The sequence below is a fragment of the Delftia sp. CH05 genome, assembly GCF_009827015.1.
Taxonomy (GTDB): Bacteria; Pseudomonadota; Gammaproteobacteria; order Burkholderiales; family Burkholderiaceae_C; genus Comamonas; species Comamonas tsuruhatensis.
Genome location: NZ_WUMG01000051.1, coordinates 21,786 through 43,163 on the forward strand (window position 1 = coordinate 21,786; position 21,378 = coordinate 43,163).

The 21,378-nt window shown below is 64.9% G+C and carries 17 protein-coding genes, 2 tRNA genes and 1 pseudogene; 1 reads left to right on the plus strand and 19 read right to left on the minus strand.

What is annotated here, in order from left to right:
- Positions 1 to 71: 71 nt before the first annotated feature.
- The 3 genes from GRX31_RS26040 to GRX31_RS26050 are packed head-to-tail and all read right to left on the minus strand — an operon-like array spanning position 72 to position 2,183.
- Positions 72 to 524 (minus strand): CopD family copper resistance protein, encoded by a 453-nt coding sequence (locus GRX31_RS26040; RefSeq protein WP_160855567.1) that lies wholly within the window; start codon positions 522 to 524, stop codon positions 72 to 74.
- Positions 521 to 973 (minus strand): RrF2 family transcriptional regulator, encoded by a 453-nt coding sequence (locus GRX31_RS26045; RefSeq protein WP_047219496.1) that lies wholly within the window; start codon positions 971 to 973, stop codon positions 521 to 523. The genes GRX31_RS26040 and GRX31_RS26045 overlap by 4 nt, the downstream gene beginning before the upstream one ends.
- 13 nt (positions 974 to 986) lie before the next feature.
- Entirely contained in the window at positions 987 to 2,183 is a 1,197-nt protein-coding gene (locus GRX31_RS26050) for an NnrS family protein (RefSeq protein WP_160855569.1), read from the minus strand.
- Positions 2,184 to 2,304: 121 nt separating this feature from the next.
- Here GRX31_RS26050 and GRX31_RS26055 point away from each other — a divergent pair, with 121 nt between their 5' ends.
- On the plus strand, positions 2,305 to 2,634 hold the full coding sequence (locus tag GRX31_RS26055; RefSeq protein WP_012202449.1) for a cupin domain-containing protein: 330 nt from the start codon (positions 2,305 to 2,307) through the stop codon (positions 2,632 to 2,634).
- Between the two features lie 103 nt (positions 2,635 to 2,737).
- On the opposite strand, the gene GRX31_RS26060 is transcribed toward GRX31_RS26055, so the two are convergent.
- The 16 genes and pseudogenes from GRX31_RS26060 to GRX31_RS26135 all read right to left on the minus strand — a co-directional run.
- A tRNA-Phe gene (locus GRX31_RS26060) sits at positions 2,738 to 2,813 on the minus strand.
- A gap of 66 nt (positions 2,814 to 2,879) precedes the next feature.
- Entirely contained in the window at positions 2,880 to 3,554 is a 675-nt protein-coding gene (locus GRX31_RS26065) for a response regulator (protein WP_016450397.1), read from the minus strand.
- A 42-nt stretch (positions 3,555 to 3,596) separates the two neighbouring features.
- Positions 3,597 to 5,939, minus strand: a complete 2,343-nt coding sequence (locus GRX31_RS26070) for a sensor histidine kinase (protein WP_016450396.1) — start codon at positions 5,937 to 5,939, stop codon at positions 3,597 to 3,599.
- Entirely contained in the window at positions 5,936 to 6,619 is a 684-nt protein-coding gene (locus GRX31_RS26075) for a DUF4390 domain-containing protein (RefSeq protein ID WP_016450395.1), read from the minus strand. Before GRX31_RS26075 ends, GRX31_RS26070 begins: the two co-directional genes overlap by 4 nt.
- A complete protein-coding gene (rsmB, locus tag GRX31_RS26080) occupies positions 6,564 to 7,961 on the minus strand; it encodes a 16S rRNA (cytosine(967)-C(5))-methyltransferase RsmB (protein WP_043792219.1) in 1,398 nt (465 codons plus the stop codon). The genes GRX31_RS26075 and rsmB overlap by 56 nt, the downstream gene beginning before the upstream one ends.
- The gene (locus GRX31_RS26085; protein WP_046986640.1) at positions 7,958 to 8,587 is read right to left on the minus strand and encodes a LemA protein; all 630 of its coding nucleotides are present in this window, start codon (positions 8,585 to 8,587) and stop codon (positions 7,958 to 7,960) included. Before GRX31_RS26085 ends, rsmB begins: the two co-directional genes overlap by 4 nt.
- Before the next feature lie 257 nt (positions 8,588 to 8,844).
- Positions 8,845 to 13,074, minus strand: coding sequence for a DNA-directed RNA polymerase subunit beta' (rpoC, locus tag GRX31_RS26090; protein WP_016450392.1), 4,230 nt, complete (start codon positions 13,072 to 13,074; stop codon positions 8,845 to 8,847).
- Positions 13,075 to 13,097: 23 nt separating this feature from the next.
- On the minus strand, positions 13,098 to 17,210 hold the full coding sequence (gene rpoB, locus GRX31_RS26095; protein WP_016450391.1) for a DNA-directed RNA polymerase subunit beta: 4,113 nt from the start codon (positions 17,208 to 17,210) through the stop codon (positions 13,098 to 13,100).
- A gap of 277 nt (positions 17,211 to 17,487) precedes the next feature.
- On the minus strand, positions 17,488 to 17,865 hold the full coding sequence (gene rplL / locus GRX31_RS26100) for a 50S ribosomal protein L7/L12 (protein ID WP_012202441.1): 378 nt from the start codon (positions 17,863 to 17,865) through the stop codon (positions 17,488 to 17,490).
- A 37-nt stretch (positions 17,866 to 17,902) separates the two neighbouring features.
- Positions 17,903 to 18,430, minus strand: a complete 528-nt coding sequence (gene rplJ, locus GRX31_RS26105; protein ID WP_016450390.1) for a 50S ribosomal protein L10 — start codon at positions 18,428 to 18,430, stop codon at positions 17,903 to 17,905.
- Positions 18,431 to 18,656: 226 nt separating this feature from the next.
- Positions 18,657 to 19,352: a 50S ribosomal protein L1 gene (gene rplA, locus GRX31_RS26110; protein WP_016450389.1), complete on the minus strand. Its 696-nt coding sequence runs from the start codon at positions 19,350 to 19,352 to the stop codon at positions 18,657 to 18,659.
- Positions 19,353 to 19,784 (minus strand): 50S ribosomal protein L11, encoded by a 432-nt coding sequence (rplK, locus tag GRX31_RS26115; protein ID WP_012202438.1) that lies wholly within the window; start codon positions 19,782 to 19,784, stop codon positions 19,353 to 19,355.
- A gap of 140 nt (positions 19,785 to 19,924) precedes the next feature.
- Positions 19,925 to 20,509: a transcription termination/antitermination protein NusG gene (gene nusG / locus GRX31_RS26120; protein ID WP_016450388.1), complete on the minus strand. Its 585-nt coding sequence runs from the start codon at positions 20,507 to 20,509 to the stop codon at positions 19,925 to 19,927.
- Positions 20,509 to 20,892: a preprotein translocase subunit SecE gene (gene secE / locus GRX31_RS26125; RefSeq protein ID WP_012202436.1), complete on the minus strand. Its 384-nt coding sequence runs from the start codon at positions 20,890 to 20,892 to the stop codon at positions 20,509 to 20,511. The genes nusG and secE overlap by 1 nt, the downstream gene beginning before the upstream one ends.
- A gap of 86 nt (positions 20,893 to 20,978) precedes the next feature.
- Positions 20,979 to 21,054, minus strand: a tRNA-Trp gene (locus GRX31_RS26130).
- Positions 21,055 to 21,063: 9 nt separating this feature from the next.
- Positions 21,064 to 21,378: pseudogene (locus GRX31_RS26135) on the minus strand (hypothetical protein); the annotation flags it as partial.

Consider the following 21,378-nt stretch of genomic DNA (forward strand, 5'->3'; position numbering starts at 1 on the left):
GCTCCCGTGCTCCAAGCCATGCGAGCAGCGAGCTTAACGCGGTTGACACGGGCCGGGACCGCGCGGGTCCATTACCAATGCAGGTAGAACATGGCCTTGGCCAGCAGCACGATGGCCAGCACGTGGCAGAACACGCTCAGGTGCAGGCGGTGCGAGCGGCGCCCGCCCAGCACACCGCGCCGGCGCCACCACATGGCTGCCAGGAAATGTCCGAACACGCTGAGCGCCAGCCCGATCTTGAACGCCAGCAGCAGGCCGAAGCTGCTGGCCAGCGGAGCGGCAAAGGCTGCAGCCAGTGCCGCGCGATGCTGCCAGGCCAGACCCAGCCCCGCGCCGTACAGCACCAGCAGCACCCAGGGCATGACGGCCACCGCTCGGTCGCCCAGCGCCTGCTCGGTGGCGCGCGCCACGATGGCGGGCAGGTGGCGGCGCGCCCCGGCCAGCAGCACCACTTCAAAGAACACCGTACCCGCGAAGGCGATGGCAGCCAGCAGGTGCAGGGTCAGCAGCAGGCCGTAGCTCATGCGCGCCTCCTGTGCGGCAGGGGCAGGGGCAGCGGCAGGGATGCGGGAGCCGGCATCAGATCGGCCAGCGTGAAGCCGTCCAGATGGGCCAGGAAGCTGTCCAGCGCCCCGCCCAGCACGCCGGCCAGCCGGCAGTCCTGTACAAGCGTGCAGGCAGGTGGGCTGGTGCCCGTGAAGCATTCGACGATGGCAAGGTCCGGCTCCATGCCGCGCACCACGTCGCCCAGGCCGATGTCGGCCGGCGCATGGGCCAGGCGCATGCCGCCGCCCTTGCCGCGCACGGTCACGATCCAGCCGCGCAGCGCCAGCTGGTGCGTGACCTTCATGAGATGGGCTTCGGAGATGGCATGGGCCTGGGCGATCTCGGCAATCGTGCACAGCCGTCCGGGGTGGCGCGCCACATGCATGAGCAGGCGCAGCGCGTAGTCGGTCATCAGAGTCAGGCGCATGGCAGGCCTGCGATCATGCCTGCCGGTCGGCACGCGGGCGCACCAGCAGCGGGGCGAAACGCCACAGGTACAGCGCAAAGGCCAATACCCAGGCAGCGGCCGAGGCATGCAGCGCCGCCAGCGACAGCGCCGTGGGCAGCAGGGCCGCCAGGCGCAGCACGGCAGCGGCAATGACCAGGGCATAGGCGGCGACCATGCTGCGGTCGGTGCGCAGCGGCAGGCCCAAGTGGCCCATCGACGTCCGTGTGCACATGCCGATGATGAGCAGGGCAAAGCTGCCCGCACCGATCACATGCACGGGCCAGGCGGGGCGCAGCACCCATCCGGCCGCATGCGCGCCGGCCACCAGCAGGCCCGCACCCAGCGCCGCGTGGCCCAGGTAGAGAATCCACAGCAGCGGCACGCGGCGCACGGCCTGGGGCTTCCAGGCCAGCACCTGCCACAGGGCGATCACGCCCGCCACGGCCAGGCCGGCGGCCAGGCCCGGCCACCAGCCCGCCAGCAGGCAGGCGATGGCCACCACGCCCGCACCCAGTTGCCACTGGCCGCTGGCCGTGTGCATGGGGATCTGCAGGCCGGACACGGCGCGCATGGCGAAGAAGGGGATCACGCGCCGCGCGATCAGCAGCGCAATCACGGCCATGCACAGCAGGCCTGCGTTGAAGCGCTGCATCAGCGCGCCGTAGTCGCCCTGCCAGATGGACCACAGGTACAGCGCATCGGCCGCGCCCAGGCCGGCCAGCAGCAGGGGCAGCCCGTAGTTGCGCCGGCTGCGCGCCACCTGAATGGCACGGCCCAGCGCCAGCGCGGCCCAGCAGAAGAAGGCCGTCTCGCACAGCGCGGCGACCGCAAAGGCCTGCGGCCCCGGCAGCAAGAAGCCTGCGCGGGCCACCAGCCACAGCAGGCACAGCGCGCCCAATGCCCGGCCCTGCAGGGGGTTGCGCCCTGTCCAGTTGCTGCCCGCCGTGAATAGAAAGCCTACGGCGATGGTGGCCACGAAGGCCCACAGCATCTCGTGTGCATGCCAGAACACGCCGGGCATGCGCCCCGCGATCCACTGCGGAGCATGGACCCACAGCGCCACCGACAGCGCGGCCCAGAGGCAGCCAAGCAGGTACAGCGGCCGAAATCCCAATTCGAGGAATGCCGTCCATTGCGGCGCCGGCTCCCGGGTTCTCAGGGGTTCCTCCAGCTCCATCCATTGCGCCATGATGTGCACTCCTTCCGGCCCGCCGTGCGCCTGCATAAGATGTATTCAGCGTACATCTTCAGGCGCGCGGGCGGGGCCGCTGCGGCACCACCTTCTGACCCACATCAAGCAGGAGCCAAGCATGGCACTCGAACACGCAAAGCCACTGGAGGTCATCGCCCTGCACGCCCGCGACGGCATGCCCATCAGCACCAGCCTGATCCGAACGCCGAAGCTGCAGCTGCTGCGCCTGGTGCTACCGCCCGGCCATGCCCTGCCCAGCCATCAGGTCCCCGGCGAGGCCACCATCCACTGCCTGGCGGGCGAGGCCGGCATTGCCACGCGCCTGGCAAGCCTGCGGCTGGTGGCCGGCTCGGTGGTGCTGGTGCCTGCCGGCGAGCTGCACGATGTGCACGCGCGCGGCGACCAGGGCTGCGTGCTGCTGGTGACGATTGCGGGCGCGAACGACTGAAGGCGGCCGCAGCCGCCGCACAGGCAGGATCACGCATTGCCTGAGGCACAAAGAAAAACGGACTGCTTCTTGCGAAGCAGTCCGTAATCTTTTTCACTGTATCTGGTGGCCTGGGACGGAATCGAACCGCCGACACAAGGATTTTCAATCCTCTGCTCTACCGACTGAGCTACCGGGCCGAGAACTAGATTATATGCAGGATTTTTTGACCCAAAAACGAAAAAGCCAAAATTCCTTCAAAAAGTCTATCCGCGCTTGTTGCGGCCCAGGTCCACGCCCAGCTGGCGCAGCTTGCGGTACAGGTGGGTGCGCTCCAGGCCGGTCTTCTCGGCCACGCGGGTCATGGAGCCGCCTTCGCGCGCCAGGTGGAACTCGAAGTAGGCCTTCTCGAAACCGTCGCGCGCCTCGCGCAGGGGGCGGTCCAGATCGAAACCCTGGTGTGCATGCGGCACGTTGTTGTCCACCGGCACACGGCTGGCCGCAGGTGTGACGACGGCTGCGATGTCGGCAGGCTCGGCCACTGCGGCAGGTGCTGCAGCCGGCGCCTGGCTGGCGGCATTGCGCGCCAGGCCCTGCTCCACCGCCTTGAGCAGCTTCTGCATGGTGATGGGCTTTTCCAGGAAGGACAGCGCACCGATGCGCGTGGCCTCCACCGCCGTCTCGATGGTGGCGTGGCCGCTCATCATGATGACCGGCATGGTCAGCTGGCCCGCCGAGGCCCATTCCTTGAGCAGCGATACGCCATCGGTGTCGGGCATCCAGATGTCGAGCAGCACGAGGTCGTAGGTGTTGGAGGCGCGCGCCGTGCGCGCCTGGCCGGCGTTCTCGGCCACGTCCACACTATGACCTTCGTCGTTGAGGATTTCCGACAACAAATCCCGGATCCCCAGTTCGTCGTCGACCACCAGTATGTTTGCCATGTGTCTTAAGCCTATGTGCTGAGGCGCGGGGGGGCGTCAGGCCTATCCTGTACGCTCAGGCGCAAATGATAGCGACACTTGCGCACCTTGAATCACCCCGCCGTCGTCCCTGTTGCCCAGGTCGATGCGGGCGCCATGCTCGTCTGCGATTTTCTTGACCACGGCCAGGCCCAGTCCGGTGCCCCGCGCCTTGGTCGTGACGTAGGGCTCGAAGGCCCGTTGAAGGATGTTGGCCGCGAAGCCCGTGCCGCTGTCGCTGATGCTCAGGCGCACGCGGCGCGTGGACTCGTTCCAGCGCGTCTCTATGGTCACGGGGCCGGGGGGCTGGCCGCTTTCCTGCGCACGCTGGGCCGTGGCGTCCTGGGCATTCTGCAAAAGATTGTGAATGACCTGGCGCAGCTGCTGGCCATCGCCGGAAATCGGCGGGCATTGCGGGTCCAGCACACACTCCACGCGCACTTCGGCGTTCTCTTCACCGTACAGCTGCAGCACGTCGGTCACCAGCGCGTTGAGGTCCAGCGACTGCAGATTGGCGGCAGGCAGGCGCGCGTAGTCGCGGAATTCATCGACCAGGCGCTTCATGGCGCCGACCTGATCGACGATGGTCTTGACGGACTTGGCCAGCAGCGCCTGGTCAGCCGGCTGCAGCTTGTCGGTCAGCCGCATGGCCATGCGCTCGGCCGACAGCTGGATGGGCGTGAGCGGGTTCTTGATCTCATGGGCCACGCGGCGCGCGACCTCGCCCCAGGCCTGGGCGCGCTGGGCCGAGACGATCTCGGAGATGTCGTCGAAGACCAGCAGCCGCTGCGCATCGGGCAGTTCCGCACCGCGCATGACCAGGGTGGTGGTGTGCTGGATGACGCCGCCATCGGTGGAGGCATGCAGCTCATGCACCAGTTGCCAGCGATCGCGCCCCTGCTCGCCCAGGAAGAGCGCGAACTGCTCCTGCACGACTTCGCCGAACTGCTCCAGCCCCGGCACCTGGGACAGCGCCCGTCCTTCATGGACGGCCATGGGCGCGCGCAGTATGCGCGTGGCCCCGGGATTGCTCAGGACGATGGCGCCCCGCGCGTCCAGCACGATGACGCCCGATGTGAGGTTGTCGAGGATGGTCTGCAGGTTGCCGCGTGCGGCATCGAGCTGGCCCATGCTGCGGTTGGCTTCGGCACGGGCGTCGGCCAGTTGCTGGGTCATGAGCGCGAAGGAGCGCGTGAGCCCGCCGATCTCGTCGCGCGTCTGCAGCGCCGGCTTGGGCCGCAGATCGCCGCGCGCCACGTCGCGCATGCCCTGGGCCAGCAGCAGCAGCGGCCTGGCCAGCTGGTTGCCCAGCACGATGGCCAGCACCACGGCGCCGAAGACCGCCAGGAACAGGCTGAGCGTGAGCGTGCCTATGTACATGCGCTGCAGGCCGCCGCGTGCCAGCGCGCGTTCCTGGTATTCGCGGTTGGCGGCCTGCACGGCAAGGGCGTTGGTCACCAGCGCCTGCGGCAGCGCAATGGTGGCCTGCAAATAACGCGGCTCGGTCAGCAGTCCCACGCTGGGGTTGGGAACCACGGCCAGCGTGCGAACCTGGGCATTCGGCGCTGTGGCACCCGGCTGGGCCGTGCCGTCGTCGTCCAGTCCTTCGATGCTGGCCACGGCGCGCTGCTCGCGCAGCGAGCGCAGCATTTGCGCGCTGGGGCGTTCGGGCTGCAGGTTGAAGCGCGATTGACCTGCGCTGGCAACCGCGCGCAAGCCAGCCAGCTCGCCACTGCGCGGCACCGGCGCCGGACCCACGACGGCGATTTCGGAGGCGCTCCACAGCACGACATCGGTGGCCCCCAACTGGTCGCGCACGCGCTCCAGGATCAGCGCGGCGCCCGCATCGGAGACCTGGGACAGCTGGGCGCCTGCGGTGCGCGTGTTGTTGGCCATGTCGTTGGCCACGGTCTCCAGCGTGGAGCTGGCCAGGCTCACGCCTGCCGACAGCGCACCCTCGACCTGCACGTCGAACCAGCTCTCGATGGAGCGCGAGACGAACTGGTAGGAAACGATGTAGATCAGCAGACCCGGCACCAGTCCCACCAGCGTGAAGATGCCGGCCAGCTTGAGCAGCAGGCGGCTGCCGAAGCGCCCCCGCTGCAGGCGTATGGCCAGGCGGATGCCGCCCCAGACCAGGATGGCCAGCAGCAGGCCGGCCACGACCACGTTGGCGGCGAACAGCCAGTTGTAGTTGCGCTCGTAGTCCAGCCGGTTGTTGGTGGCCAGGGTCAGCAGGAACAGCAGCAGCACGCCGACCAGCCCCATGAGACCGGCGCCCACGCCCACGGCCCAGCGCGTGCCGCGCGACAGGCCGGCCGAGGCCGGCAGGGCCATGCGTTCGTCGGCGTCGGTGTCCCGGTTCATGGCGCGTCTTCCAGCATCTGGGCGCGCGACAGCTGCAGGTTCCAGCCCGAGCGGCCCAGCGCACCGATCTGCAACGGCCTTGGCAGCTGGGACAGGTCGATGCGAAAGCGCAGCTGCACCGAGACACCCGACTGCGTGGGTGCCGTGTCCATGATTTTCCAGCGCGAGATGCGCCGCATGGAGGACAGCGCATCTTCCAGGGTCTCGAAGGTCTGGCCCAGGGCCAGCCCCAGCCCGGCGCTGGAGAAGGGGGTATTGGAGATGTGCAGGCGCCAGCGGCGTGTCAGCGGCTGGTGGCTGAGGCGGTAGTGGCGGCTGGCGGTGGCCAGTTGCTGATCGGACCAGTACCAGCGCTCACGCTGGACCTGAGCCTCTGCCACGAAGTACATGGGAATGCCCTGGCGCAGCGCGTCGTCGATCTGGTAGGGCAACTCGAACTGGAGATTGGCGGACAGCAGCAGACCATCGTCGGAGCGCTCGAGCTGCATGGATCCGATCTCGGCGGTCAGCGCATCGGCCCTGGCCTGCAGGCCCAGGCCGGCCAGCACGGCGGCCAGCACAAGTGCCCCGGCCAGCCGCGCCAGCAGGCGCAGCCAGGCTGGCGACCTGGTCCGGGGACGGGGGTCAGCGCGTCTTTTGCAGCAAGGCGTAGAAGAAGCCGTCGTGGTCACCCAAAGCATTGTCAGCCAGCATGCCGGCTTTGTAGTCCTTGCCCGGGATTAAATGCCCCGGCGCCGGCAGTGTTCGCGCCTCACTGTTGCGTGCAACAAACGCTTGAACCTGTGCCTCGCCCTCTTGCCTGAAGACCGAGCAGGTGCAGTACAGCAGGCGCCCGCCAGGCTGCAGCAGGGGCCACAGGGTGTCGAGCAGCCTGGACTGGATCTGGGCCAGCTGGTGCACATCGCTTTCGCGGCGCAGCCAGCGCACGTCGGGCTGGCGCCGCACGATGCCCGAGGCCGTGCAGGGCGCGTCCAGCAAGATGGCGTCGAACAGCTGGCCACCGCATTGCGCCTCGAACCACTGCGCAGGCTGGGACGCATCGGCCACGACCACTTGCGCCTGCAACTGCAGCCTTCCCAGCGTGTCCTCGATGCGCGCGGCGCGCTCGGCGTCTATCTCCAGCGCCGTGACCTGCAGGGTCTGCGGCGCTGCGTATTCCAGCAGGTGGGCCGTCTTGCCACCGGGGGCGGCGCAGGCATCAAGTACCCGCAACGCTCGGCCGGCGGGCTGCTCCAGCCCTTGCAGCAGCAGCGGTGCGGCCAGTTGCGCCGCCGCATCCTGCACGGAGGCCAGGCCCTGGTCGAAGCCCGGCAGGGATTGCACGGGCAAGGCCTGCTGCAGTTGCAGGCCGCTGTCGGCCACGGCAAGCGATGGCACGTCCATGGCCTGCAGCGCCGCCTGGTACTGCGCGCGGTCTGCCCTTTGGCGATTGACGCGCAGCGTCATCGGCGGCTGCTCGTTGTTGGCCTGCAGGATGGCCTGCCAGTGATCGGGATGGTCCTTGCGCAGGCGGGCAATCCACCAGGCGGGATGGTTCCAGACCGCCTGCGGCTGGGCTTCGGTGGCGGCGACCAGGGCATCGCGCTCGCGCAGAAAGCGGCGCAGGCAGGCGTTGACAAAGCCGGACTGCGCGCGGGTCGGCCCCTGCTTGGCCGCTTCCACGGCCTGGTTGACCAGGGTGAACGGCGGGTATGGCGCGCGAGATTCATCCCAGGCCAGGGCCAGGGCGGTGTTCAGCAATGCGCTGACGCGCGGCGGCGGGTTGCGCGAGGCCAGCTGCTTTTGCAGCGCCTGGGCACGGCCCAGCTGGCGCAGCACCTGGAACAGCAGGGCCTGCACGCCGGGACGCAGCGGCTGCGGCACACGCGCCAGCACGCTGCGGCTGGACTGGCCTTCGAGCACGGCCTGCAGGCATTGGGCGACGGCGTCGAGCTGCTGCCAAAGAGGAGGTGCGGCCGGTACGGCATGCGCCTGCGAGGGCGCCGCAGCGCGGCGCGGGGAAGAATGCGTGCGTTGGTTCATGTTCCACTTTCCTGCACCTTGCTGGGCGCAGGTTCGACCAGCAGGCTGCGCACCGGGCGAAAGCCCAGCAGCCAGGCCAGCAACCTGGCCGGATATTGCGCGATGGCGGCGTTGTAGCGCTCGGCCGCGGCGTTGAATTGCTGCAGTCCCAGGCGGTTGCGCACCTGGTGCTCGGTCCAGCGCTGCTGCCAGGGCTGCAGCGGATCGGGGTCCGGCGACGGGGCATCTGATGGCGCAGCGCCAGTGCCAGCGGCGCCGGTGCCGGTGTCAACGGCGACCTTGGTCATGGCCTGCCAGGCCACCTCCAGCGCCGAGCAGGCATGCTCCAGCGAGGCCAGCGCGCTCTCGCGCAGCGGCCGGCCACGGGCATCGACCAGCGCCGCCTGCAACTGCGCGGCGGTCTGGTGCAGCGCGGCCTGGGCATGCACAAGGGCGGGGCTTTGGCCTTCGCCCTTGGGCTGTGCCTCGAAGGCCTGCAGCATGGCATGCCACTGGCCCAGGTATGCATCGAGCGTACCGAACTGCTGCACGCAGCCGCTGCGCAGCCGGGCCAGCCGGTTGTATGCGCCGACGGCCCAGAACACCAGCAGTGCCAGCAGCATCCATTCAAGAGACAAGGACCACATCGTCTGCAATGGCCCGGCCGGAAGCTGGTCCGGCCGAACTCTGGTTATTCCCAAAGAAAAACGCTCCCGCCTGCGCAGGGCAGGCCGGGAGCGTCACATCATCAAGCACTTGCGCCATGCACTGCTCTAGGAGACAGCATGTCCCAACAAGAGGGACGCCGAGCAAGGGCCGCCCCCGCGCAGCGAGGGCGTCGTCCCCCTCCCGCGTAGCGAGAGAGGGGGAAGCGGCACAGCCGCTCAGGGGGTGACACCGCCTATCAGTCAGCGGAAGCGTCACCGGCGACGGCAGCCACGCCAGCGTCGTCGTCAGCCATCACACCGGCCAGTTCGGCCGCTTCGGCGTCGGCGATGGCGCGGCGCTCTGCGTCGTCCATGGCGTCCTTGGCCTTGCGCGCCTGGTGGTATGCCAGACCCGTACCAGCGGGGATCAGGCGACCCACGATGACGTTTTCCTTCAGGCCACGCAGCTCGTCGCGCTTGCCCATGATGGCAGCCTCGGTGAGCACGCGGGTCGTTTCCTGGAACGACGCGGCAGAGATGAAGGAGTCGGTCGACAGCGATGCCTTGGTAATACCCAGCAGCACGTTGGAGTACGTGGCAGGGATCTTGCCTTCGCGCTGCAGCGCCTCGTTGGTATTGAGGATCTCCGAACGCTCGACCTGCTCGCCAGCGATGTAGGTCGAGTCGCCGGTGTTCTCGACCACGACGCGGCGCAGCATCTGGCGAACGATCACCTCGATGTGCTTGTCGTTGATCTTCACACCCTGCAGGCGGTAGACGTCCTGCACTTCATCGACGATGTAGCGCGACAGCTCCTCGATGCCCAGCAGGCGCAGGATGTCCTGCGGATCGGCCGGGCCGTCGACGATGGACTCACCCTTGTTGACCACCTGGCCTTCGTGCACCAGGATGTTCTTTTCCTTGGGCACGAGTTCTTCCCAGACCTTGCCATCCAGATCGGTGATCTGCATGCGCACCTTGCCCTTGGTTTCCTTGCCGAAGGAAATGGTGCCGGTCATCTCGGCCAGCGTGCCCTTGTCCTTGGGCGTGCGGGCTTCGAACAGCTCGGCCACGCGGGGCAGACCGCCGGTAATGTCGCGGGTCTTCTGGCCTTCGACAGGGATACGGGCCAGCACTTCGCCGGGGCCCACGTCCTGGCCGTCACGCACCTGGATCAGCGCGCCGACCTGGAAGCCGATCGTCACCGAGTGGTCGGTGCCGGGGATCTTGACTTCCTGGTTGTTGGCATCGATCAGCTTGACCTGGGGACGCACGACCTTGGCAGAGCCACGGCGCTTGGGATCGATCACCACCAGCGTGGACAGGCCGGTCACTTCATCGACCTGCTTGGCCACGGTCAGGCCCTCTTCCACATTCTCGAAGCGCACCTGGCCGGCGTACTCGGTAATGATGGGTCGGGTCAGCGGATCCCAGTTGGCCAGGATCAGACCGGCCTTGACCTGCTGGTCGGGCCTGACGGTCAGCACGGCACCGTAGGGCACCTTGTGGCGCTCACGCTCGCGGCCGTTGTCGCTGATGACGATTTCGCCCGAACGCGAAATCACGACCAGCTCACCCTTGGTGTTGCTGACGTAGCGCATCGTGCTGTTGAAGCTGATGGAGCCGTTGGACTTGGCTTCCACGCTCGAGGCGATGGCAGCGCGCGAAGCGGCACCACCGATGTGGAAGGTACGCATGGTCAGCTGCGTGCCGGGCTCGCCGATGGACTGGGCGGCGATCACACCCACGGCTTCGCCGAGGTTGATCAGGCCGCCGCGGCCCAGGTCGCGGCCGTAGCACTTGGCGCACAGGCCGTAGCGGGTTTCGCAGGTCAGCGCGGTGCGGACCTTGATCTCGTCCACGCCTTGCGACTCCAGCTCGTCGATCACGTCTTCGTTGAGCAGCGTGCCTGCGGGCAGCAGCACGGCCAGCGTCTCGGGATGCACGACGTCCTCGGCCGTGGTACGGCCCAGCACGCGGTCGCGCAGCGATTCGATGACTTCACCGCCTTCGACGATGGCGCGCATCAGTGCGCCATTGCTCGTGCCGCAATCGTCCTCGTTGACCACCAGATCCTGCGTCACGTCCACCAGACGACGCGTCAGGTAGCCGGAGTTGGCCGTCTTCAACGCCGTGTCGGCCAGACCCTTTCGGGCGCCGTGGGTGGAGATGAAGTACTGCAGAACGTTCAGGCCTTCACGGAAGTTCGCCGTAATGGGCGTCTCGATGATGGAGCCGTCAGGCTTGGCCATCAGGCCACGCATGCCGGCCAGCTGGCGGATCTGCGCGGCCGAGCCGCGGGCGCCGGAGTCGGCCATCATGTAGATGGCGTTGAACGATTCCTGCTCGACTTCGTTGCCGTGGCGGTCGATGACCTTTTCCTTGGCCAGCTGGGCCATCATGACCTTGGAGACTTCGTCGCCGGCCTTGCCCCAGATGTCCACCACCTTGTTGTAGCGCTCGCCAGCGGTCACGAGACCGGAGACGTACTGCTGTTCGATCTCCTTCACCTCGGCTTCGGCACGGCCGATGATCTCGGCCTTTTGCGGCGGCACCAGCATGTCGCCGATGGCGATCGAGATGCCGGCGTGCGTGGACAGGCGGAAGCCGTTTTGCAGCAGCTTGTCGGCAAACACCACCGTGGCCTTCAGACCGCACTTGCGGAACGAGGCATTGATGAGCTTGGAGATCTCCTTCTTCTTGAGCGCCTTGTTCATGTGGCTGAACGGCAGGCCCTTGGGAAGTATCTCGGACATCAGGGCGCGGCCCACGGTGGTTTCCACCAGGCTGGTCGAAGGCTCGAACTCGCCGGAGTCCTTGTTCTTCGTCCACTCGGTCAGGCGAACGCTGATCTTGGCGGCCAGCTCGACCTGCTCGGCGTCCAGCGCGCGCTGCACTTCGCCGATGTCGGCGAAGACCATGCCCTCGCCCTTGCCGTTGATGCGCTCGCGCGTCGCGTGGTACAGACCCAGCACCACGTCCTGCGAAGGAACGATGGAGGGCTCGCCCGATGCGGGGAACAGCACGTTGTTGGAGGCCAGCATCAGCGTGCGGGCTTCCATCTGTGCTTCCACCGACAGCGGAACGTGGACGGCCATCTGGTCACCGTCGAAGTCGGCGTTGAAGGCCGCGCAGACGAGCGGGTGCAGCTGGATGGCCTTGCCTTCGATCAGGATGGGCTCGAAGGCCTGGATGCCCAGGCGGTGCAGCGTGGGAGCACGGTTCAGCATGACCGGGTGCTCCTTGATGACCTCTTCGAGGATGTCCCACACCACGGGCGTGCCGGATTCCACTTCCTTCTTCGCCGCCTTGATGGTGGTGGCGATGCCGCGCTGCTCGAGCTGCGCGAAGATGAAGGGCTTGAACAGTTCCAGCGCCATCAGCTTGGGCAGACCGCACTGGTGCAGCTTGAGGTACGGACCCACCGTGATCACGGAACGGCCCGAGTAGTCCACGCGCTTGCCCAGCAAGTTCTGGCGGAAACGGCCGCTCTTGCCCTTGATCATGTCGGCCAGCGACTTCAGGGCACGCTTGTTGGCGCCCGTCATGGCCTTGCCACGGCGGCCGTTGTCCAGCAGCGAGTCCACTGCTTCCTGCAGCATGCGCTTTTCGTTGCGCGCGATGATTTCCGGAGCCTTCAGCTCCAGCAGGCGGCGCAGACGCGAGTTGCGGTTGATGACGCGGCGATACAGGTCGTTCAGGTCGGACGTTGCGAAGCGGCCGCCGTCCAGCGGCACCAGCGGACGCAGGTCCGGGGGCAGCACGGGCAGCACTTCCATGACCATCCAGCCCGGCTTGATGCCGGACTTCTTGAACGCTTCCAGCAGCTTCAGGCGCTTGGCGTTCTTCTTGACCTTGACTTCGGAGCCGGTCAGGTCGCCGCGCAGGCGCTCGGTCTCGACGTCGATGTCGATGCCTTCGAGCAGGTCCTTGATGCCTTCGGCGCCCATCTTGGCTTCGAACTCGTCACCGTACTCGGTGCGCTTGGCCTCGTAGTCGTCCTCGGTCATGATGCTGAACTTCTTCAGCGGGGTCATGCCGGGGTCGGTCACCACGTAGGCTTCGAAGTACAGCACGCGCTCGATGTCGCGCAGCGTCATGTCGAGCACCAGGCCCAGACGCGACGGCAGCGACTTCAGGAACCAGATGTGGGCGCAGGGCGCAGCCAGGTCGATGTGGCCCATGCGCTCGCGGCGCACCTTGGTCTGGGTCACTTCGACGCCGCACTTCTCGCAGATCACGCCGCGGTGCTTGAGGCGCTTGTACTTGCCGCACAGGCACTCGTAGTCCTTGATGGGGCCAAAGATCTTGGCGCAGAACAGACCATCGCGCTCGGGCTTGAACGTGCGGTAGTTGATGGTCTCGGGCTTCTTCACCTCGCCGAAGGACCAGGAACGGATCTTCTCGGGAGAAGCCAGGCCGATCTTGATGGCATCGAAATGCTCATCGGGCGTGAATTGCTTGAACAGGTCGAGTAGAGATTTCATAAGACTCTTTCCCTTTTCAATATTTAAGAACGCTCAAGCTCGATGTCGAGGCCCAGGGAGCGGATTTCCTTGACCAGCACGTTGAACGACTCGGGCATGCCTGCCTCGATGGCGTGCTCGCCCTTGACGATGGATTCGTACACCTTGGTACGGCCCACCACGTCGTCGGACTTCACGGTCAGCATTTCCTGCAGCACATAGGCGGCGCCGTAGGCTTCCAGCGCCCACACTTCCATTTCCCCGAAACGCTGGCCGCCGAACTGGGCCTTGCCGCCCAGGGGCTGCTGCGTCACCAGAGAGTACGGACCCGTGGAGCGGGCGTGCATCTTGTCGTCGACCAAGTGGTGCAGCTTCAGGTAGTGCATGTAGCCGATGGTGGTCGGACGCTCGAAGCGGTCACCGGTGCGGCCGTCATACAGGTAGGCCTGCGTGCGGCTTTCGGTCAGGCCCTTGCGCTCCTTCAGCTCTTCCGGATATGCCAGATGCAGCATGTCCTGGATTTCCTGCTCGGAAGCGCCGTCGAACACCGGCGTGGCAAACGGCACGCCCGTGGTCAGCGCCTGCGCCATGGACACGATCTCGTTGTCATCGAGCTGGGCCAGGTCTTCCTTGCGGCCGCGCGAGTTGTAGATCTCTTCCATGAAGGCACGGATTTCGGCGGCACGGGCTTCCTGCTGCAGCATGTCGCCGATGCGCTGGCCCAGGCCCTTGCCGGCCCAGCCCAGATGCACTTCCAGCACCTGGCCGATGTTCATGCGCGAAGGCACGCCCAGCGGGTTCAGCACGATGTCGGCAGTGGAGCCGTCGGCCATGTAGGGCATGTCCTCGACCGGAACGATCTTGGAGACCACGCCCTTGTTGCCGTGGCGGCCGGCCATCTTGTCGCCGGGCTGCAGGCGGCGCTTGACGGCCAGGTAGACCTTGACCATCTTGAGCACGCCAGCGGGCAGCTCGTCGCCCTGGGTGAGCTTCTTGCGCTTTTCTTCGAAAGCCAGGTCGAAGCTGTGGCGCGTCTGCTCCAGCGAGTTCTTGATGGACTCGAGCTGGGTGGCGACCTCGTCCTCTGCAGGACGGATGTCGAACCAGTGGAACTTCTCCACGCCGTCCAGGTAGGCCTTGTCGATCTTGGCGCCCTTGGCCAGCTTTTGCGGGCCGCCGTTGGCCACGCGGCCATTGAGCAGCTTCTCGATACGGTCGAAGGCGTCGGCCTCGACGATGCGCAGCTGGTCGTTCAGGTCCAGGCGGTAGCGCTTGAGTTCATCGTCGATGATCTGCTGGGCACGCTTGTCGCGCTGGATGCCTTCACGGGTGAAGACCTGCACGTCGATCACGGTGCCTTGCGAGCCCTGGTCCACGCGCAGCGAGGTGTCCTTCACGTCGGAAGCCTTCTCGCCGAAGATGGCGCGCAGCAGCTTCTCTTCAGGCGTCAGCGTGGTCTCGCCCTTGGGCGTGACCTTGCCGACCAGCACATCGCCGGGCTGCACTTCCGCACCCACGTAGATGATGCCGGACTCGTCCAGGCGGTTGAGCTGCTGCTCGGACAGGTTCGGGATGTCGCGCGTGATTTCCTCGGCACCGAGCTTGGTGTCGCGGGCCATCACCACGAGTTCTTCGATATGGATCGAGGTGTAGCGGTCTTCGGCCACCACGCGCTCGTTGATCAGGATCGAATCCTCGAAGTTGTAGCCGTTCCAGGGCATGAAGGCGATCAGCATGTTCTGACCGATGGCGATTTCGCCCAGGTCGGTCGATGCGCCGTCGGCCACCACGTCACCCTTGGCCAGCTTGTCGCCACGCTTGACGATGGGACGCTGGTGGATGTTGGTGTTCTGGTTGGAGCGCTGGTACTTGATGAGGTTGTAGATGTCCACGCCGACTTCGCCGGCCACGGCTTCCGCATCGTTCACGCGGACCACGATGCGCGTTGCATCGACATAGTCCACGATACCGCCGCGGGTTGCCGTCACCACGGTGCCGGAGTCCACTGCCGCCACGCGCTCGATGCCCGTGCCCACCATGGGCTTTTCGGGACGCAGCACAGGCACGGCCTGACGCGACATGTTGGCGCCCATCAATGCGCGGTTCGCGTCATCGTGCTCCAGGAACGGAATCAGCGAGGCAGCCACCGACACGATCTGTGCGGGCGACACGTCCATGTACTGAACGCGCTCGGCCGACACCAGGGTCGAATCACCCTTTTCGCGCGCCGACACCAGGTCGCCGATCAGGCGGCCTTCGGCATCCAGCTCGGCATTGGCCTGGGCGATGATGTACTTGCCTTCCTCAATGGCCGACAGGTAATCGATCTCCATCGTGACCTTGCCGTCGGCCACGCGACGGTAAGGCGTCTCGATGAAGCCGTACTCGTTCAGGCGGGCGTACAGGGCCAGCGAATTGATCAGGCCGATGTTGGGGCCTTCAGGCGTTTCGATAGGGCAGACGCGGCCGTAGTGGGTCACGTGCACGTCGCGCACTTCGAAGCCTGCGCGCTCGCGCGTCAGACCGCCCGGGCCCAGGGCCGAGACGCGACGCTTGTGCGTGATTTCGGCCAGAGGATTGGTCTGGTCCATGAACTGCGACAGCTGCGACGCACCGAAGAATTCCTTCAGGGCGGCCGAAATCGGCTTGCTGTTGATCAGGTCATGGGGCATCAGCGGCTCTTGCTCGGCCTGACCCAGACGCTCCTTCACGGCCTTCTCGATACGTGCCAGGCCCGTGCGGTACTGGTTCTCAGCCAGTTCGCCCACGCAACGCACGCGGCGGTTGCCCAGGTGGTCGATGTCATCGACCTCGCCCTTGCCGTTGCGCAGATCCACCAGGATCTTGACCACGGCCAGGATGTCCTCGTTGGACAGCACCATGGGGCCGGTGGCGCCATCGCGGCCGACCTTGGCGTTGAACTTCATCCGGCCCACGCGCGAAAGATCGTAGGTGTCGGGGTTGTAGAACAGGCGCTGGAACAGGGCCTGCACGGCGTCCTCGGTCGGCGGCTCGCCGGGGCGCATCATGCGGTAGATGGCCACGCGCGCAGCGAACTCATCGACGGTTTCGTCGGTGCGCAGGGTCTGCGAAATGTAGGCGCCCTGGTCCAGCTCGTTCGTGTAGATGCACTGCAGATCCTGGATGCCGGCGCTGCGCAGCTTCTTGAGCAGGGACTCGGTCAGCTCTTCGTTGGCCTTGGCGATGATCTCGCCAGTGTCCGGATCGACGATGTTCTTGGCGACCACGCGGCCGATCAGGAAATCTTCGGGGACGCTGATGAACTTGGTGCCCGACTGCTCCAGCTCACGCGTGTGGCGAGCAGTGACGCGCTTGTCCTTGGCGACCACGACCTTGCCCGACTTGTCGGTGATGTCGAAGCGCGCGACCTCGCCGCGCAGGCGCTCGGGGACGAACTCCATCTGCGCGCCCGAATCCATGAGGCGGAAGTTGTCGTTGACGAAGAAATTGGCCAGGATCGATTCCGGCGTCAGGCCGATGGCCTTCAGCAGAATGGACACGGGCATCTTGCGACGACGGTCGACGCGGAAGAACAGCAGGTCCTTGGGGTCGAACTCGAAGTCCAGCCACGAACCGCGGTAAGGAATGATGCGTGCCGAGAACAGCAGCTTGCCCGAGCTGTGGGTCTTGCCCTTGTCGTGTTCGAAGAACACGCCAGGCGAGCGGTGCAGCTGCGAGACGATGACGCGCTCGGTGCCGTTGATGATGAACGAGCCCTTGTCGGTCATCAGGGGCACTTCGCCCATGTAGACCTCTTGCTCCTTGACTTCCTTGACCACCTTGGACTGCGAGGTCGAAGACTCACGGTCATAGATGATCAGCTGAACCTTGGCGCGCACGGCAGAGGCGAAGGTCAGACCACGGGTCTGGCACTCGCGCACATCGAAAGCAGGCTTGGCGAGGTTGTACTCGACGAACTTCATCTCCACAAAACCGTTGTGGGAGACGATGGGGAAGGCAGAGTTGAAGGCCGCTTGCAGGCCTTCGATGGTGCGTTTTTTGGGGGCTACATCTGCCTGCAAGAATGCGGTATATGCATCTTTTTGCATCTGCAGCAGGTAAGGCACTTCGAGCACGCTGTCGCGGCTCCCGAAGCTTTTGCGGATTCGCTTGCGTTCGGTGTAAGAATAGGCCATGAGATCTCCGGGCAAAGACATGAGTCCTGGGTCTGCGACGACTGCCCCACATGGAAAGCTCCCTGCGGGCTTGGCGGTTGGCCACTACCAACCATGGCTGACGGCGATGCGTTGCACATCGCCCGAACCAAGGCATCTTCTGCTGTCGGGTTGTCAGAAGACACTAGAAAACAGGCTGCCCCAGACCGCTTTCTAGTGTGCTCTATGGATACGCTCTCCACAAGCGCCAAAGGCTGGAGGCCCTTTTTCGGAGCCTCCAGCCCTTGAGGGGACTGAATTACTTCAGTTCAGCCTTGGCACCGGCTTCCACCAGCTTCTTCACAGCGGCTTCAGCGTCAGCCTTGGCAACGCCTTCCTTGACGTTCTTGGGAGCGCCGTCGACCAGGTCCTTGGCTTCCTTCAGACCCAGGCCGGTGATTTCACGCACGGCCTTGATGACGGAAACCTTGTTCGCGCCGGCTTCGGTCAGCACAACGTTGAACTCAGTCTTTTCTTCTGCAGCAGCAGCGCCGCCAGCAGCGCCACCAGCAGCGGGAGCGGCCATGGCGGCAGCGCTCACGCCGAACTTCTCTTCAATGGCCTTCACCAGGTCATTGAGTTCCAGGACCGTCATGCCGTCGAGCGCGGTCAGAAATGCGTCTTTATCGAATGCCATTTTGATTTCCTAACAATATTGGTTAACTGCCGCGCGCTCAGGCTGCGACTGCTTCGGCTGCCGGTTCTTCGGCAGAGCCTTCGCTCTTCTTTGCCGCCAGGGCGCCCAGCACAACGGCCGTACGCGAGATAGGCGACATCAGCAAGCCACACAGTTGTGCCAGCAGAACTTCCTTCGAGGGGATGTTCGCCAGTTGCTTCACACCGTTCACGTCCAGGGCCTTGCCTGCAAACGCACCACCGCGGATCACCAGCTTGTCGTTGGTTTTCGCGAAGTCGGCCACCACCTTGGCGGCAGCCACTGCGTCTTCAGAGAAGCCATAGATCAGAGGGCCGGTCATCTGGTCGGCGACAACGTCGAACTGGCTGCCAGCCACAGCACGGCGGGCCAGCGTGTTCTTCAACACGCTCAGGCTCACACCCTTGCTGCGGGCGTCAACGCGCAGTTTGGTCATGTCGGCGACCGTGATGCCGCGGTATTCCGCGATCACAAGCGTTTGAGCTTTTGCGGCGAGGCTGGTCACTTCATTGATGACCGCTTCTTTCTCACTGCGATTAAGACTCAAGGTCTACTCCTTCAAATGCACACTCGGGGCAGGCCCCTCATGCGCGCTCTTGTTGCAGCGACCAACTGTTTTGGAAATGCATCCATCTGCAGCGGGATCGCCATCTGCGTTGGCCCCTGAGGTTTAAGTGCCGCAAGGCACACCAACGGTCTTGGATGACCCGGCGCATCGCTGCGCCGGCCCACCACTGAGGCAGCCCGCAAGCCGCCTCAAGATTTCTTGGCTATCAGGCCGAGATGGTTTGCGTGTCGACGCGAACGCCCACACCCATGGTCGACGAAACAGCCACCTTGCGCAGGTACAGGCCCTTGCTCGAGGCGGGCTTGGACTTGTTCAGGGCGTCGATCAGCGCAGCCAGGTTGCCTTGCAGCTTCTCGTTGTCGAACGAGCGGCGGCCGATGGTGGCGTGGATGATGCCGGCCTTGTCGACACGGTATTGCACCTGACCAGCTTTGGCGTTCTTCACGGCCGTGGCCACATCGGGAGTCACCGTACCCACCTTGGGGTTGGGCATCAGGCCGCGCGGGCCCAGGATCTGACCCAGCGTACCGACGACGCGCATGGCGTCGGGGGCAGCGATGACCACGTCGAAGGGCATGTCGCCAGCCTTCACGCGGGCAGCCAGGTCGTCCATGCCGACCACGTCGGCGCCGGCAGCCTTGGCTTCTTCAGCCTTGGCGCCTTGGGCGAACACGGCCACGCGGGCGGTCTTGCCAGTGCCGTGGGGCAGTACGACGGCGCCACGAACCACTTGGTCAGACTTCTTGGCGTCCACGCCCAGTTGCACGGCCACGTCGATGGATTCATCGAACTTGGCGGTGGCGGCTTCCTTCACCAGCGCCACGGCGTCGGCGAAAGCGTACAGCTTGGTGGACTCCACCTTGCCCTGGAGAGCCTTTTGCTTCTTGGTCAACTTGGCCATTTACACGCCCTCCACAATCACGCCCATCGAACGGGCCGAACCAGCCAGCGTACGCACGGCGGCGTCGACGTCAGCAGCGTTCATGTCCTTCAGCTTGGTGTTGGCGATCTCTTCCAGCTGAGCGCGGGTGATCTTGCCGACCTTGTTCTTCAGGGGGTTGGAGGAGCCCTTGTCCAGCTTGATGGCCTTCTTGATCAACACAGTCGCCGGAGGCGTCTTGATGATGAAGGTGAAGCTCTTGTCGGCAAAGGCCGTGATGACCACGGGCAGGGGCAGGCCGGGCTCGACACCTTGGGTCTGGGCGTTGAACGCCTTGCAGAATTCCATGATGTTGAGGCCGCGCTGACCCAGCGCAGGACCGATCGGAGGAGAGGGATTGGCCTTACCAGCTGGCACTTGCAGCTTGATGAAGCCGACGATTTTTTTCGCCATTGAATGCTCCTTGCGGGTATAGCGCCGCCGGCCCAACCAACAATAGTTGCAGCCGGCAGCTCCCCGGGGGTTAAAAGACTCTTGCTGACACGCCCTGCACCGAGCCTAAAAATGCAGAGCCAGAGATTGTAAGCGGTAACTCAGGTTTTTTCAACCTGGGCAAATTCAAGCTCGACCGGCGTGGAGCGACCGAAGATCATCACCGAGACGCGCAGGCGGCTCTTTTCGTAGTTGACCTCTTCGACCGAGCCATTGAAGTCCGTGAAGGGGCCTTCCTTGACACGCACCAGTTCGCCGGGCATGAATTCGATCTTGTGGCGCGGCTTGTCCGTGCCTTCCTGCATCTGGCTGACGATCTTGCGCACTTCCTCTTCGGAGATCGGTGCGGGGCGGTTCTTGGCACCACCCACGAAACCCGTCACCTTGCTGGTGTGCTTGACCAGGTGCCAGGTGTCGTCGTCCATGACCATCTCGACGAACACGTAGCCAGGGAACAAGCGGCGTTCGGTGGTACGGCGCTGGCCGTTCTTCATCTCCACCACTTCCTCGGTGGGAACCAGGATGCGGCCGAACTTGGACTGCATGTCCGAACGCGCGATGCGCTCGATGATGTTGCGCTCCACGGCCTTTTCCATGCCGGAGTAGGCATGGACGATGTACCAGCGCAGATCCGGATTGGCAGGCGTTGCCCCTCCGTCGTTCACACCTGTTTCGACAGCATCCATTACTTCCTCCAGCCCAAAATCAGGTCATACAGGACCCACTCCAGCGTCTTGTCCGTGAACCACAGGAACAAGGCCATGATGACCACAAAGCCGAAGACGTACAAGGTCATCTGCATGGTCTCCTTGCGCGTCGGCCAGACGACCTTCTTGACTTCGCGCCAGGCATCCTGCGCAAAGCTGACGAAACGCTTTCCGGGCTCGGAAACAAGGAACGTGCCAGCAGCCGCAGCCAGACCGACCAGCAGCACCAGCCACTGAACGATGGGACCTTGCTTGCTCAGCAGATAGAAACCTGCGATCGCAGCAACGACTAAAGCCGCGACTGCGGCAAGCTTGGCTTTGTCAGCTCCGGAGCTGACCGTTTCAACCTGAGTAGTGGCCATAATCCATTTCTAATGCGCATTTTTTGCGCAACGCCAAGACACCGAAGCCCGCTTTGGGGCGGGCTCGTTGCGATTCCACCATCAGGTGGCAGGGGCAGTAGGAATCGAACCTACAACCTTCGGTTTTGGAGACCGACGCTCTGCCAATTGAGCTATACCCCTACGAATCAGTTAGGCAATGATCTTGGCAACCACGCCAGCGCCCACGGTACGGCCGCCTTCGCGGATAGCGAAGCGCAGACCTTCTTCCATGGCGATGGGGGCGATCAGCTTGACGGTGATCGACACGTTATCGCCAGGCATCACCATTTCCTTGTCGGCGGGCAGCTCGATGGAGCCGGTCACGTCGGTCGTGCGGAAATAGAACTGGGGACGGTAGTTGTTGAAGAACGGAGTGTGGCGACCACCTTCGTCCTTGGACAGCACGTACACCTCAGCCGTGAAGTGGGTGTGGGGCTTGATGGAGCCGGGCTTGCACAGCACTTG